The 13,857-nt window shown below is 56.9% G+C and carries 15 protein-coding genes; 9 read left to right on the top strand and 6 right to left on the bottom strand.

Translation table 11 applies throughout. From position 1 onward, the window contains the following. Positions 1–432: 432 nt before the first annotated feature. Positions 433–1,350, top strand: coding sequence for a CHAD domain-containing protein (locus B0G71_RS31705; protein ID WP_116146766.1), 918 nt, complete (start codon positions 433–435; stop codon positions 1,348–1,350). Between the two features lie 36 nt (positions 1,351–1,386). On the opposite strand, the gene B0G71_RS31700 is transcribed toward B0G71_RS31705, so the two are convergent. Together B0G71_RS31700 and B0G71_RS31695 are read right to left on the bottom strand one after the other, a co-directional pair. Continuing rightward, on the bottom strand, positions 1,387–1,611 hold the full coding sequence (locus tag B0G71_RS31700) for a hypothetical protein (RefSeq protein WP_116146764.1): 225 nt from the start codon (positions 1,609–1,611) through the stop codon (positions 1,387–1,389). Between the two features lie 171 nt (positions 1,612–1,782). After that, a complete protein-coding gene (locus B0G71_RS31695; protein WP_116146762.1) occupies positions 1,783–1,980 on the bottom strand; it encodes a DUF3562 domain-containing protein in 198 nt (65 codons plus the stop codon). A gap of 396 nt (positions 1,981–2,376) precedes the next feature. Between B0G71_RS31695 and B0G71_RS31690 the strand changes: the two genes are divergently transcribed. The 7 genes from B0G71_RS31690 to B0G71_RS42740 all read left to right on the top strand — a co-directional run bounded on the left by B0G71_RS31690 (position 2,377) and on the right by B0G71_RS42740 (position 7,770). Next, on the top strand, positions 2,377–2,823 hold the full coding sequence (locus B0G71_RS31690) for a hypothetical protein (protein WP_116146760.1): 447 nt from the start codon (positions 2,377–2,379) through the stop codon (positions 2,821–2,823). Between the two features lie 162 nt (positions 2,824–2,985). Continuing rightward, the gene (gene phoU / locus B0G71_RS31685; protein ID WP_116146758.1) at positions 2,986–3,693 is read left to right on the top strand and encodes a phosphate signaling complex protein PhoU; all 708 of its coding nucleotides are present in this window, start codon (positions 2,986–2,988) and stop codon (positions 3,691–3,693) included. 317 nt (positions 3,694–4,010) lie between these two features. Then, the gene (locus B0G71_RS42185) at positions 4,011–4,136 is read left to right on the top strand and encodes a hypothetical protein (RefSeq protein WP_258875698.1); all 126 of its coding nucleotides are present in this window, start codon (positions 4,011–4,013) and stop codon (positions 4,134–4,136) included. A 627-nt stretch (positions 4,137–4,763) separates the two neighbouring features. Further along, positions 4,764–5,135 (top strand): PAS domain-containing protein, encoded by a 372-nt coding sequence (locus tag B0G71_RS31680; protein WP_116146756.1) that lies wholly within the window; start codon positions 4,764–4,766, stop codon positions 5,133–5,135. Then, entirely contained in the window at positions 5,132–6,472 is a 1,341-nt protein-coding gene (locus tag B0G71_RS31675) for a diguanylate cyclase (protein WP_116146754.1), read from the top strand. Before B0G71_RS31680 ends, B0G71_RS31675 begins: the two co-directional genes overlap by 4 nt. Positions 6,473–6,538: 66 nt before the next feature. Further along, the gene (locus B0G71_RS31670) at positions 6,539–7,330 is read left to right on the top strand and encodes an EAL domain-containing protein (RefSeq protein ID WP_116146752.1); all 792 of its coding nucleotides are present in this window, start codon (positions 6,539–6,541) and stop codon (positions 7,328–7,330) included. A gap of 113 nt (positions 7,331–7,443) precedes the next feature. After that, positions 7,444–7,770: a tetratricopeptide repeat protein gene (locus tag B0G71_RS42740; RefSeq protein WP_404935422.1), complete on the top strand. Its 327-nt coding sequence runs from the start codon at positions 7,444–7,446 to the stop codon at positions 7,768–7,770. 159 nt (positions 7,771–7,929) lie between these two features. Here B0G71_RS42740 and B0G71_RS31660 read toward each other — a convergent pair whose 3' ends face one another. The 3 genes from B0G71_RS31660 to B0G71_RS31650 form a co-directional block, all read right to left on the bottom strand. Continuing rightward, positions 7,930–9,330: an amidase gene (locus tag B0G71_RS31660; RefSeq protein WP_116146750.1), complete on the bottom strand. Its 1,401-nt coding sequence runs from the start codon at positions 9,328–9,330 to the stop codon at positions 7,930–7,932. A gap of 24 nt (positions 9,331–9,354) precedes the next feature. After that, on the bottom strand, positions 9,355–10,464 hold the full coding sequence (locus B0G71_RS31655; protein WP_116146748.1) for a GTP-binding protein: 1,110 nt from the start codon (positions 10,462–10,464) through the stop codon (positions 9,355–9,357). An 80-nt stretch (positions 10,465–10,544) separates the two neighbouring features. Continuing rightward, positions 10,545–11,246: a cyclase family protein gene (locus tag B0G71_RS31650; protein WP_116146746.1), complete on the bottom strand. Its 702-nt coding sequence runs from the start codon at positions 11,244–11,246 to the stop codon at positions 10,545–10,547. Positions 11,247–11,554: 308 nt separating this feature from the next. Here B0G71_RS31650 and B0G71_RS31645 point away from each other — a divergent pair, with 308 nt between their 5' ends. Continuing rightward, complete coding sequence (locus B0G71_RS31645) at positions 11,555–12,373, top strand: IclR family transcriptional regulator (RefSeq protein ID WP_181916850.1); 819 nt, start codon at positions 11,555–11,557, stop codon at positions 12,371–12,373. A 36-nt stretch (positions 12,374–12,409) separates the two neighbouring features. On the opposite strand, the gene B0G71_RS31640 is transcribed toward B0G71_RS31645, so the two are convergent. Beyond that, positions 12,410–13,813, bottom strand: a complete 1,404-nt coding sequence (locus B0G71_RS31640) for an MFS transporter (RefSeq protein WP_116146742.1) — start codon at positions 13,811–13,813, stop codon at positions 12,410–12,412. Positions 13,814–13,857 lie beyond the last annotated feature (44 nt).

Below are 13,857 nucleotides of genomic sequence, written 5' to 3'. Positions count from 1 at the left end.
GAGCTGCCTCCCCGAAAGTTTTGTAGGAATGCTCAATCGAAGCTAGACGCGCTCCGTGTCAAATGTGACGTTCGGAACCAGACAGTGCCAGACACAACCTGTGTTTGGCAGGGGCGCCTTCGATGACCGCACACCCGGATTCAAGGATTGGGAGCCCTGACCCGGTGCCGGTCTCCGCTCAAAGAACGGCGCCGACAGTTGCCCGCCGAATTCATGCAATCCGTGTCGCCCTTAAGCATTTACAGACATCCTGGGTTTGTCTATGGCACTTTGGTGAGCCCAATGGGCGCATTGGCTTTCGGTGATTATTCGTTGTACGATACGAATATCAGTTAAGGCTGCACTCATGGCACGTCGTAGGATTGCTCAACGGGCGCGTTGCTAGCCGCTCACTGCCTCGCCCATCCTGCCGTCTCCGCGGGCGTCCCGGAAATGAACTCCCCCATTCTCATGTCGGCAACAGCGGAAGCGGGACCGTTCACACCGATTTCTGACGACGACAGCGGAGAAGCGAACTCGTTAACCGTGGTTACGTCGACAGGTGAGGCGTTTGTCTGCCTGGCGACGTCAATTTCTGCGGACGCTGCGCGGCGTGCTCGCGCACTTCATTTGAAAGCCGACCCTGAAGTTTTGCACAAGCTTCGCGTCGCGCTGCGGCGGCTACGTTCGCTTTGGTGGGCATACGAGCCACTGCTGGACCGGAAGGATTCGGAATTGCGGCGTGGCGAGTTCAAATCACTGGCTAACGCCGCCGGTAAAACGCGTGACTGGGACGTGCTACGCGAGCTGCTTGGGACGGACCTGGTGATGCAGCACGCATTTGCCTCGCTTCTCGAGTCTGTGGACCGGCATCGTGCTGACGCGCTGTCGTTCAGCCGCCAAACAATCGGGAACGCCGGCGTGGCACAGGTGCTGCAGCGGGCCCTGGCAGGTGCGCGGCGCCAGCTGGAGTCGCGAACCACCAATCCAGCGATTGCCGGGTTTGCTGAAGAACGTGTGGAATCGGCTGAGAAGGCACTGAAGAAGAGAGCAAAGCGCGCAATTCAACCTGAACATCCCGACTACGCCGCGCTGCACGACGTACGCATCGCGGGTAAAAAGCTGCGATACCTGCTGGAGTTTTTCTCGCCCGTCCTCGACGGTAGCCATCAGGCCACGATTGAACTGCTGACATCAGTCCAGGACGAACTCGGCAAGCTGAACGACTTCGTCACGAGCGAAACGTTGTTGCGGGAATATGCGTTGCAACTGGGTGGGTTCGCCGCCGTCGAAGAGGCCGTCAGGCATCTGGGCGACCAGAAAAAGCGTCGCATGTGCATCGCACACGAGATGTTGCGCACGACATGGTGACGGGTCAGCCAACGTACCCTGCATCTACAGCAGCGGTTAGCGACGGGCAGATTTTCGTTTCTTCGCGTCGATGCGGTGTGCCAAATCGGTCAGAAGCCACTTCGCGACTACTTCAGGCCCATTGATTCCGTGGTCGGCAAACTTGATTTCGCTCTCGTAGTAGACGATGACGGTGCCTGCCATCACCCGGTACCGGCCACGGTGGCGTAAGCCATTCAGTTCGATTTCAATTTCTCTGGTCGTCTCATAGCTGTCGGCCATCAATCACTACTCTGCGGTAACTCTGATTTAACAAAAGGTACCGAACCGGACTGTCTTCGTCAACGGCAGGCAAACCAAAAGAGTGCCGGTATCCAGAACAGCCCCTTTCCTGTAGGCGACATCAAAGCTGGACATCGCGGGGCGCGATGTGCTGAACTTTGTGGCAACCGCCTAGTGCCGTTCCTGCGGAACATTGCGCAGATTTTCTCGAACGCGTTTGGCGACCAGGACGGTCAGGTAGTCCAGGATGCGTGCACCGTCGCTGTATTCGGCCCACGTGTCCGCATACATCTTCGAAACTGTCTCAGCAGGTGTGTTCGTGTCAGTGGCGATTGCCTTGACGACATCTTCAAAGTTGGGCTGGGTCATCGAGTGCTCCTGGCTTTCGAAGAGAGGGGACGCGCGTGCGGAGAGGCGATTAAACGATGTTGCCGACCCGCGTGCAAATTGAATCGACCTATCGTTGAAGCAGGCTGGTTGTCATCGTTTACCTGCAGAGCTTCTGGTGTCACCAATGATGTGTTTACTTCACCGCACCATCCTCGCTTCTGGTGACGAGTCAAACGCGCGCGGCACGTGCGTACTGCACAAATTTCAACGGTCTCAGCACCTTGCCCCGGTTGCTCACGAATTGCCCACAGCCTTGCGAACAGATTGTGTGGACAACTTGATGGTTCTGGCATGAGGGGGCATCTCGAATGCGGTCTGGCAATCGCAAATTAACGGTATATACTGTTTATACCGTTTATCAAACTGGAGTGGGTCATGAGTGAACCCAGCGTGAGGAAGCCGACGAAGAAGGCCTTTCACTTTCCGAAGAGTGCCAACGGCCATGCGAAAGCCGTTGAGAAGGCAGCGGATGAGAAGAGCGTGGCCGCAGCACGAGATGCCCAGCCGGCTCCGACGAACGCCGACAAACGGAAACGAGCGAAGTCCGGTGAGGCCGCGCAAGTCAATCCGGCAGCCGATGTGAAAGCGAAACGCGCGAAGAAAGAGAAGGTGGTGCGCGACAGCTTCACGATGCCGAAGTCCGACTACGAGAAAATCGCGGCGCTGAAACAGCGGTGTCTCGACGCAGGCGTCTCGGTGAAGAAGAGCGAGCTTATCCGCGCTGGTCTGCTCTTGCTCGACTCGGCTCCCACCGCCGAGGGTCTGCTGGCAGCTGTTTCCGCGGTCGAAACCGTCAAGACCGGTCGACCAGCAAAATCGTAGCTTTACCACGCTCCGAGCGGGCCGCCCCTGCAGCCCGCGTTTCACCGCTGCGCCGGATGCCTGCGCACTTTTCGTGGAGCTTCTGCCACCCTTCCTTACGCTGCAGTGGTTATGAAACCGAGGGGCAAGTAAAAAGCAGCTGGTCGGCTGACAGGAGTTCCGATGCCCGATAACCATCTTTCCAGTCGATTCGACGCTGACATCAAGCGTATATTGTCCAAGGTTTTCGAGATGGGCGGCACCGTTGAATCGCAACTCATCAATGCGATGCAGGCGCTGAACCACCTCGATTTGGAGCTGGTCGACAGAATCACCATCGATGAGCGTCGACTCAATGCCCTCGAAGCGGAAGTCGATGAAGAGTGCATCAACATCATCGCGCGGTACCAGCCGGCCGCACGCGACCTGCGTCTGCTGATGGCCATCTCGAAAACCGTCACGAACCTCGAGCGGGCTGGGGATGAAGCGCGGAAGGTCGCGAAGCGGACTCGACGAATTGCGCAAGACCGCAATGCACTGGCCATCCATATCACGGAAATCGCGCTATCCGGCGAGATGGCCATAACTATTCTCCGCCGTGCGCTTGATGCGTTCGCGCGCCTCGATACAGTTTCCGCCGCACAAATCGTCCGCGACGATGACGCCATCGATGAACAATTTCGTGCGGTCATACAGAAGTTGGTGACTTCCATGATGGACGACCCGCGAGTGGTCTCCATGGCGCTGGACTACCTTTTCATCGCGAAGGCCATTGAACGCATTGGCGACCATGCGACGAACATAGCGGAAATCATTATCTATGTCGTCAAGGGCAAGGACGTGCGCCATGTTTCTCGCGAACAACTCGAACACGAAGCCTTCAGCGAATAACTATTCCGTTGTCGTCGGCGATGACAGCAACCACCACGCCACCGTCGCTTTCACGTTGCTGCAACTCTAGTCGGCGGTGCATCGAAAAGCTGACCGACCAATTGCGGGGCCTGAGACACGACCTCTTTTTTATCGGTATGCGTCTTGCTTAGGAACGGGCTATGTCAGCGGGGAGACCGTGCCCGGGAGCGCGTTATGCGCAAAGCATACCGACAGGAGCTTGATTCCACAAAGGCGCCCACTATCTGCGACAGTGAAAAAGGTGCAAAATCTTTTGTAAGTTACATACATCATGGCCAACGCAACGAGTTGCACTCATGACCGGCTATGCCATCGAGTTCGACCGGGCAAGACATCTTGGCATTACCGTGCTTTCGAAACCGTTTAACATTGATGAACTAACGGCGCTCATCGCTACGCTAGACCCCTCAGGCCGGACATGAAAGTCCAGTCTCGTGACTCAGGGCTTGCCGCGGGCCGGCCCCGCCGCCGCGGCTTGTCGGGTGGCCGTGCCGTGGCGCCAGAAAGTTGCCGACAGAGAACGGCGGTCCAACGACATGACAACGTCGTCCGCCGGCGCTTTAGCCTTTGTTCGCCGCGACTGAATCTGGTGCCTGAAGTGCCAGTGGTATTGTGAGGAGCGTCAAATCCCGCTGCTATTGTGCGCCGCCTGTCCTCTTGCAACCGATTCCGGTCATTGCGCGACGACGAGACTGTCAAGACGCACGGCGTCCCGCACCAGTGCAATCCCTCGTAACCGCTCATCGCGGGCATCGACAAGTCGAGAAGGACGAATTCTCGCTTGTGCTGGGCCGCGGCTTTAATGTCTTCCCCGCCAACCCCCAGCTTCCGCCGGTTCTTCGCGCGAGCAATTGTCCGCGCCACGCACCCAGCGGGTTCTCAAATGACGATGTGGGCATGCGACGACTCACTTCATGTCACACATCGGCTAAAGTTTCGACTTCGCGCGGCCGACAACGTATCTGCAGTGATTTGCGTTGCGGCTGCTACCTATTGCTTGAACCAGACCGTCAAGCCGACTTCGTGTGACAGGATGGGGCGGGACGAAAATGAATAAAGAATTTGAAGCTGTGCGGATTGAAGAACTCCTCGCGCTGGATGGCGAGCACCTCGATGCGCTGCCTTTCGGCCTTATCGGCATCGCTCCGGACGCGATTGTCACGTTATACAACGCAACGGAATCGAAGAACGCCGGATTGCGACCGGAGAGTGTGCTCGGGAAGCATTTCTTCGAGGAAGTTGCGCCCTGTATGAATAACTTTATGGTGGCGCAGCGATTCGCTGACGAGGACGGACTAGACCATGTAGTTCCCTACGTGCTGACCTTGCGGATGCGCCCCACGCCAGTGCGCCTGCGATTGCTCAAAGCTCCAGAATACGCGACGCGTTTTGTGCTGATTGAGCGAAGGGCGACAAATTGAGCACGGCGAACATAGAACCGAACGACGTCGAGTCGGAGTATGAGGCCCTGCTCTCGTTCATGTATCTTTCTCCGGTCGGCATTGTCCGCAGTGACAAACACGGCACTGTTGACATGATGAACCCGCTCGCGGCGCAGGTTCTGATGCCTCTGGTGAAAGACGGAGACATTGAAAACATTTTTGACAGCCTTGCGTCCGTCGCACCGGAGCTCCGCAATCTGGTGAGCAGTTTTCAGGCAGAGCGCGGGCCGGTTTGCGAGAACCATCGGGTGTTTGTGACACAGGCCAAGGATGGTCCCATCGTCCTTGGCTGTTCCATCATCAAGGTGGCCGACAATTTATTGATGACGGTCTTGTCGGACATATCGCGACAAGTCGCTGCCGAGCGTCGGGCCCGGCAGACCGAGGCGTGGCTGGCCGGAATCTACACGAGTGTCAACGACTTCGCGTTCTTTACGCTGGACTCGCGCGGTCGTATCGAAAGCTGGAATTCATCTGTCGAGCGCTTGACGGGCTTCACTGAGGCCGATGTCATGGGGCGAACGCTTTCGCGCTTCTATGCCCGGGACGAGGTTGGCTCGCACCACTCGCCTGAGCACATCGCCCTGACGCGTGACGAGGGTTGGCACGTCGAAGAGTTCCGGTGTGAAACAAAGACTGGTCGTCGCTATTGGGGCCAATTGCTCGTCGCTGTGCTGCGCGAGGCGGAAGGGGACATCGCAGGATACTCGGTCGTTTTGCGCGACGTGACTGAGCGGAAGGTTAACAGCGATAACCTCAAACGTCTTCTTACAACGGACCATCTGACCGGGGCAACGAGCCGCGCGCACTTCTTCGAAATTGCGGAAGCAGAGATTGCACGCGCCCAACGGCAGAGCCGGGCGCTGTCCATCATTATGCTGGACGCAGACCACTTCAAACGTATCAACGACACTGCAGGGCATCAGGCAGGCGATGAGGTCCTGAAGCGTATCGCTGCCGAGGCGAAGGCGGTGCTGCGAGTATCGGATGTTGTTGCAAGGCTCGGCGGGGAGGAGTTCGTTCTGATGCTACCCGCCACCACAACTCACGAGGCAATGGAGGTCGCCGAGCGACTGAGGCGAGCGGTAGGACGCGCCAGTATTGAGACCGGAGTCGGACAGTTGAGGGCGACGATAAGCCTGGGTGTCGCGAGCCTGGGAGACGCAGCCCCGACGCTTCAAGAGTTGCTAGCCGCCGCTGACCGCGCGCTTTATGACGCGAAAAGAGCAGGCCGAAACTGCGTGCGCGGCGACATGTTAAATTCAACGGAGGTTTCCTGTTCCCCCTGCGAAGAGGGTAGTGCGGGTCAAAAATGACCGCTGCCCGGCGACAGGCCAATGGTCGCAATCCCAACCAGCAAATATCGGCGGCGTTAGACAGACATGGATTCATTGAAGATTCATAACCACGACGGAAGTAACGGACAATCGCAAAAATGTTCCGGGTGCAGAGACGCAACGCCATTGCCTGTCGAGATTGGTTTTGCATTTCAGCCTATCGTCGACGTAAGCGCCCAAACCGTATTCGCATGCGAGGCGCTCGTGCGAGGTGCAAACGGGGAACCGGCGCATTCGGTGCTGTCGCAAATTGACGACGCCAGCAAGTATCAGTTTGACCAGCAGTGTCGGCAGGTTGCTATCGCCAGCGCGACCGCGTTGGGTCTTGATGCGTTCCTTTCCATCAACTTCATGCCCAACGCGGTCTACAGGCCGGAGGTATGCATAAGAAGCACTCTGGACGCCGCGCAGACGCATGGTTTCCCGATTGAAAAAATCATCTTCGAGACGGTTGAGGGTGAACATTTGGCCGACCGCACCCATCTGGTCGAGATTTTCAGGGCATACAAAAAGTTCGGCTTCTTGACGGCCATTGACGATTTCGGAGCGGGTTATTCAGGACTCGCACTGCTCGCCGATTTCCAGCCCGACATCATCAAGCTCGACATGGGACTGCTCCGCGGCATCGACACTGATTCAGTCCGCCAGCGCATCGTGCGAGGCGTCATATCAATTTGTGATGACCTCGGTATTCGTGTCGTCGCCGAGGGCATCGAAACCCGGGAGGAGCGCGACTTCTTTGTTGCAAACGGCGTCAGTCTGATGCAGGGCTACTTTTTCGCGAGACCCGCTTTCAAAGCGATACCTACAATCGACGCGTTTGCATACCGTCTGTAAGAGTGCACGGGACTGTGCGTCTTCCTGAAGTACCGGCCGCAGAGGTGAAGCAACAGTCTTCTGGCAGCGGTACTCGCATTCGGCGTCGGCCACGCGCTTGGCGTCTCCGTTTCATGAATTCCGGGTGCCGACGTGCCGCCCCCGGCGATACCGTCAGAATCCTCGCGATGGGGTACGCAGCAACAAGGGAAGCTATCAGAGCGGGAAAGAAATTCTTAGCGATACTAGCGACACTGGATGAGCCAATTACTGCACTTCAATGCGCGGTCGTTCTCGAAGAGCTGAGACGCTACGATGCGGCGGTGGCCTATCAGCGATGCATAGAACTTGACCCGACGCATGCAGACGTTCACTTGAATCTTGCCCGGCTGAGCGAGATTCGTTGCGACGAACAGGGTCTAGTTCGACACCTTGGTGCTTATCGCCGGCTGGTTGGCTGAACTGGACTCCGCCGACGATTTATGCGTTTCATAGCACGGCGTTCGACTTGTCAGCTCGTACATGAGGATGCTGAATCTCTGCGGCATGTCCAGGCGCCGGCCCGATGCAATCCATAGTTGACACGCGAAGCGCCACGTGCTCGAGGCCCGGTCGCCGCTTCAGGCGAAGGGCGGAGTTAAGGTGGCCCAAGGCCTCGCTTCCTCAAACGCAGCGGCGGCGCGAAAGATGTCAGTCTCACGGCCGAGTTTCGCGACCATCTGCATCCCAACAGGCAAACCCGAAGAGGTGAATCCGACAGGAACGGACGCGGCCGGTTGACCCGTCAAGTTAAACGGGTAAGTGTAATATTGCCAAGTGCAGAGATTACTTCCCTCTAGCTCCTTCGGAACATCTACACCGACATCACACGCTGCGATGGGCAGTGTAGGCGAGAGCAGCAAATCGAACTCTTCGAACACTGCCCGGACTCGCTCCCGGAAGTCGTACCGGTCGAACACCGTCTGGTAATAAGAGCGCATCCCCTGGTTTATCGCGACTGCGAGCGTATCCGCGACAGCAGCGTCCAATAGCTGTGGAGAGTCGTTGAGTATTTTGCTGAGACGAGTCCCAACGCCAGCGTAAAACTCTGCCATCCAAAGGTCGGCTGGGTCCGCACCAATCCCATCTTTAAGCAGAACCACTTCGCAACCCATATCCTTAAAGTTCATCAGGGCAGACTCTACGATGCTGACGACTTCAGCGGTCGGTTTTGCGTAACCTAGGTTCGGGCTCCAAGCTATTTTCATCCCCTTCACGGGCTGCTCGCAAGAGTGAAGGAAGTCGGGTACGCTGCCCTGCAGAGAAAACGGGTCGCGTGTGTCGCCCCCTGCGATGACGCCCAAAAGCAATGCTGCGTCTCGCACCGTACGGGCAAGCGGTCCTACATGCCCGAGCGTCGGAGTTGCCGAGGGCGGGAAGACGGGTACGCGCGCGAACTGCGGCTTGATGCCAAAGATGCCAGTGAAGGCTGCCGGGGCGCGAATCGAGCCGCCTCCGTCTGTGCCTAACGCAAATGGAGTCAGCCCCGCGGCGACGCTTGCCGCGGCACCACAACTCGACCCCCCGGGCGTCTTGGTGACATCCCAAGGGTTCCGAGTAATCCCCGATAGTGGGGAATCACCGACTGCCTTGCAGCCGAACTCGCTTGTGGTCGTCTTTCCGACAATACAGGCGCCCGCCGAAATCACCCGGCTTACCGAGGGCGCGTCTACGGTCGCTATGTTCTCGGCCATAGCACGGGAGCCGAAAGTTTGACGTATGCCCCCCACCGCAATGAGGTCCTTCACCGAGATGGGTATCCCATGCAAAGGGCCGACCGGGTCACCCCGCATAATTGCCTTCTCCGCGCGTCGCGCGCTGTCCATTGCAACGTCCGGTGTCAACGTTACAAAGCAGTTCAGTCGTGGCTCGGCGGCTTCGATGCGCTCCAGCGTCTGCTTTACGACCTCGACTGGCGATACACGTTTCTTGGCAATGTCGTCCCGAAGCTCAAGCGCGGTGCTGAATTGATAGGAATTCATAGCTGTTCCATTCTTACTGGTGCTTCAGACCATCACGAGGCCGTTATAGACAGCGTCGTCGTTCGTTGAAACGCACGCTCGAAACGCTTCTGACATCCGTTCCCGTTCCAGCCCTTTCCCAATGACCACCAGGCGCGTCTCCGCGACGCCCTGCGGCCACCCGTCCGCGTACGTGAGCGGGCTGAACACGCTCTGAACGCCTTGCACAATGACCGGACGGTCAGTGCCGTGGAAATTGATGAGCCCCTTGACGCGATAAAGGCTGCCGTCGTATGTCCGCGTCAGTTGCGAAAGGAACGACAGAAACTTTTCGTACTCGAGCGGGCGGGCCTCGCGAAAACTGACGGAATAAACGCCAACGTGATGATGCGTATGAGGGCGATGCTGTGCGCACGTTTCGCAGTGACCCTCGTGATGGTCATGTTCGTCGGGGTTCGCGCAAACGACGTCCTCGCCAATCCACTTTTCAATCGAGGACTCGCCTGTGTTTGGGTCGAATAATCCGATGTCAAGAATCTCATCGATAGCCGCTTCCCCGAAGTTCAGAAGGCGACGCGGAGCGAACGGATTAAGCGCGGCGACTAACGAGAGCCCCCTTTCGAATTCGACGTCGTCGACGAGGTCACGCTTGGTCATGAAAATCTTGTCTGCAAGCGCGATTTGTCGCTCTGCTTCTGCCGCGTCCCGAAGTTGCAAGGACACGTGTTTCATGTCGACGAGCGTCACGATGGCGTCGAGCCGATACGTAAGGCTCAGCGACATATCTGTATAAAACGCCTGCGCCAAAGGCAGTGGATTAGCGAGCCCGGTCGTTTCGATAAGAACCCGGTCGAATTCAATCTTCGGCGAGGCAAGGCCGGCGCGACGCATATATAACTTGTACAAAGCCTCCATCAAATCGTCCTTGCTGGAGCAGCAGATGCATCCGTTTGAAAGTTCCATCATGTCGTCGGACGTACGACTTATAAGGTCACCATCAATGCCGATTTCTCCAAACTCATTCACAATGACAGCAATCTTGTCACCCGCGGGATTGGAGAGAATGCGGTTGACGAGCGTAGTCTTGCCCGCTCCGAGGAAACCCGTCAGGAGGGTAATTGGAATGCGCTGGTCGTTACCTGAGGTGGTGTCCATGCCAGATTGACTCCTGGTTCGTGGGAGCACCTTAACGCAAGGTGACGTCAAGGTGCTCGCCACATAAATTAGTCGATTGTTTACTGCTCCAGCACTGCCCAGGCGCGAACTGGCGACCCGCTACCCTGGTGAATCTTCAACGGGGGGCCGTAGAACATGAACTCTCCTTGACCCACCAGTTCCTCAAGATTCACTAGCCACTCGTAATGTGTAATCCCCCGGTCCCGGCACACGCGATGGCTGGGGAACAGATTGTGTGAAGGCTTATCTGTAGACGGACCCTCGACGCCGTGAAGCTTCGACCCCCGGTCTGCAAGCCAGTGGGTAGCTTCTGCAGTAAGGCCGGGATTGCTCCAGACGACCTTCAGGTCGGGGTAGTGGCGCTTGTGCAGACCTGTATTCAGCAAGACAATGTGCCCATCGATGTGAACACCAGCCTTCCTTTCGCCTTCTTCGAGGTCTCCTACGTCGATGTCCCCAAGGTCCGGGATGTGTGTCATATCAAGACATACAGCTTTGCCCATGAACATCGCCAGGGGCATTTCGTCGACGGAAGCGCCGTCGGGGTTCGTGTGATAGAAAGCGTCGACATGAGTGGCGATGTGGTCGAGCGTGCTAATGAAGGTTGTCGCAAAGGTCATCGGGTCGTCAGGTACGCCCATGCCCATCGATAGCGACTTTTCATGAGTCAGATGAGGGGCAATAATTGGGCGCTGGAAGAGCTTATGCGCCGGCATGTTGTCCGAAAGGGTGAGTGTGAGGTCAATGAGACGCTGTGCCATAAAAATCTCCTACCAATTATTTAGGACTGAAATCGCCTATGAAACAGATTGATGGCGACGAGTTGTTTGAACCTTCAGGCTACCGGCCGACGTCCATATAACGGACTCTCTTACGACGTCGTGTCGTTTCGGTGCCATCTCTGATGGCGTGTCCGCAGGTTCTGTCCAGAAGAGCGCATGTAGAACTGCATTTCCGGCTTAAATACTTTACTCACGAGAAAAATCGCTCACAACGGATAGCGGCAAAAATGAGTCCACAATACGGACCTTATGCATTACGATGTCCCTTTCGACGTTTTGTGCTGACTATGCCGACCACCCAGGAAACAGAAGGAAAAAGCTCTGGAACTCAGAGCATCGAGCGAGCTGCGAAAATCCTGCGAGAGATTGCCTCCTTCAGCGTGCATGGACTGCGTCTGTCCGATTTGGCCACCCAACTCAAACTCGAAAGACCGACCATCCATCGAATTTTGAGTTGCCTCGTGCGCGAAGGCCTCGTTATGCAACACCCCCAATCGCGTCGATACCTCCTGGGGCATGGTTTGTATGAACTAGGGCTAACGGCTGCCACCCAGTTCAAAATGCAAGCCATTTGCGAACCTTCTTTGAAGCGGATTGCCGAAGCAACTTCGGACATTGCTTTCTTAACCATCAGAAGCGGCTCCGATGCGATTTCTGTTGCTCGTGTCGAGGGCGGCGAGCCCATCGATGTGGCCGCCATTGAGATTGGCGTACACCGGCCGCTCGGTGTGGGCGCAGGCAGTCTCGCGCTGCTAATGCTGTTGCCCGACGACGAGATAGCGCGCATATGTAATGCCAACGCAAAGCGTCTCATCGCCTATGGCCTTTCGGTCCCGCGACTACTAAATATCGTGAAGCATTCCCAGGAAATCGGGTACGCAACACACGATGGAAGCCTGTTGCCTGGACTCAGTGGCGTAGGAACAGTCATTCAAGACAGCGATGGAGCTCCACTTGCTGCCCTAAGTGTCACGTCGATTGCAGACAGCCTGCCTGCCTCCCGGCAACGCGAAATCCTCTCGCTATTACGCACTGAGTCCCGGGTTATTCAAAACCTGGTGCATCAAGCCAACTTCGACATCTCTGATTTGAGGGGACGCGTCTGAATAGACAGCTGCCGACTACCGCGTGCCCCTCCGTCGTCAGTTCGCCTTTGCCAGCTCGGGCCGCAGCTCAGCCGAGCTGGGCTCGTGCGCTGGGTGAGTCCATGTGTCTTGCGCTGGGTCGACATGGCGTGTCGCGAAAATCAAAAGGCCAGACAGGAAACACGGCACGGCACCGAAGAGAAGTGCGCCATGGAGCCAATCGCTGCCAGAGTTAAGCGCGGCCGTGATGCCGATACCCGCGAGAATTGCGCCAACAGGGCCCATAGCGTGCACGATTGCACTACCCGTTCCTCGGATGGCGGTCGGATAGCTTTCGCCGATAAAAAACAGGGCGGCGGCGTACGGTCCGTTGAGAAAGAACAAGCCGAGGCTATAAAGACCGACCACTACCGGGAAATCGTGCGGTCCGTAGAGCATGCCCGCGAAGGCAAATCCGCCGCACATCCAACCAAGCGCCAAGGTATTGCGGCGACCAATCTTGTCACCGATGAATCCATGGGATAGGTAACCGATATAACCAACCACGTTTGACAGGATGAGAATCAGCAACGAGTTTTCGAAGGACACGTGATGCACCTGGGTGATAACGGTCGTTCCGAGCACGCCGAATACCTGAATTGCGGCCCAGTTGAGCAAAAGACCCCCGCCCAAGACTAAGGTTGGCCGAAGCGATTCGCCCCGGAACGCAGCCCGGATGCCCCCGCTCCCGTGTTGCTGATAGTCAATCCCGTACCGTTTCGCGATGGCGCGCGCGGCGGAATCTTCGCCTCGTGCACGCAAGTCGTTCACGTGCTTGTGCAACAAGAATTGCGGGCTTTCTTTCAGGCGCCGGGTCATAAAGAAAATGATGATTGCCGGGAACGTAGCGAAGATAAAACAACCCTGCCATCCCACATGAGGGAGCAACAATGCCGTCAGTCCAGCTGCTACCAACGCACCAATGGGCCAGCCACCTTGCACCAGACTGTAGACGAATCCCTTTCGCTTGTTCAGACGAGGGTCGTTCGCTGCCGTGTAGAGCTCGTTGAGGTAGGTAGCGTTGACCGTCTCTTCGGCGTATCCCAGTCCCGCAAGCGAGCGAATCACAACGAGAGGCCACTTCCCAAGCGAGCCACCAACAACAGTAAGGCCAGAACATACCGCGGCGCCGGCCACGGTGAATAGAAGACTGCTCTTACGACCGGCTTTGTCCAGCACGGGACCAATAAAAAAAGCGATGAGAGCCGTCCCAGCGGCCACCAGCGTTGCAATCTCGGCTTGCTGGGTTGGAGTCCACTTGTAGTGAGCACCGATTTCCGGCAGCAGGGTCCCAAAGAGAATAAAGTCGTATACCGCGAATACCCAGGCGAAAAACGCGACGATAGTTGCTCGCTTAACGTCTACCGGAAGGATGGGTTCAATCCGGAAGTCGCTCGTTGGATGTGGATTAGTCTTAGCCATAATTTGTCGCTTCCTTGGCCTTCTCATCGAAGGCGTGATTTGAG

This window comes from Paraburkholderia sp. BL27I4N3, assembly GCF_003386115.1.
Classification (GTDB): Bacteria; Pseudomonadota; Gammaproteobacteria; order Burkholderiales; family Burkholderiaceae; genus Paraburkholderia.
Note: the sequence above shows the minus strand (reverse complement) of the source record. Positions and strands in the feature narration are given on the sequence as shown.

Bases quoted from the DNA above. Each gene is read 5' to 3' on its own strand.
- B0G71_RS31680 (WP_116146756.1), top strand. From the start codon at position 4,764: ATGAATAAAGAATTTGAAGCTGTGCGGATTGAAGAACTCCTCGCGCTG.
- B0G71_RS31700 (WP_116146764.1), bottom strand. From the start codon at position 1,611: ATGGCCGACAGCTATGAGACGACCAGAGAAATTGAAATCGAACTGAAT.
- B0G71_RS31690 (WP_116146760.1), top strand. From the start codon at position 2,377: ATGAGTGAACCCAGCGTGAGGAAGCCGACGAAGAAGGCCTTTCACTTT.
- B0G71_RS31670 (WP_116146752.1), top strand. From the start codon at position 6,539: ATGGATTCATTGAAGATTCATAACCACGACGGAAGTAACGGACAATCG.
- B0G71_RS31705 (WP_116146766.1), top strand. From the start codon at position 433: ATGAACTCCCCCATTCTCATGTCGGCAACAGCGGAAGCGGGACCGTTC.
- B0G71_RS31645 (WP_181916850.1), top strand. From the start codon at position 11,555: ATGCCGACCACCCAGGAAACAGAAGGAAAAAGCTCTGGAACTCAGAGC.
- B0G71_RS42740 (WP_404935422.1), top strand. From the start codon at position 7,444: ATGAATTCCGGGTGCCGACGTGCCGCCCCCGGCGATACCGTCAGAATC.
- B0G71_RS42185 (WP_258875698.1), top strand. From the start codon at position 4,011: ATGACCGGCTATGCCATCGAGTTCGACCGGGCAAGACATCTTGGCATT.
- B0G71_RS31655 (WP_116146748.1), bottom strand. From the start codon at position 10,464: ATGGACACCACCTCAGGTAACGACCAGCGCATTCCAATTACCCTCCTG.
- B0G71_RS31660 (WP_116146750.1), bottom strand. From the start codon at position 9,330: ATGAATTCCTATCAATTCAGCACCGCGCTTGAGCTTCGGGACGACATT.
- B0G71_RS31640 (WP_116146742.1), bottom strand. From the start codon at position 13,813: ATGGCTAAGACTAATCCACATCCAACGAGCGACTTCCGGATTGAACCC.
- B0G71_RS31650 (WP_116146746.1), bottom strand. From the start codon at position 11,246: ATGGCACAGCGTCTCATTGACCTCACACTCACCCTTTCGGACAACATG.
- phoU (WP_116146758.1), top strand. From the start codon at position 2,986: ATGCCCGATAACCATCTTTCCAGTCGATTCGACGCTGACATCAAGCGT.
- B0G71_RS31695 (WP_116146762.1), bottom strand. From the start codon at position 1,980: ATGACCCAGCCCAACTTTGAAGATGTCGTCAAGGCAATCGCCACTGAC.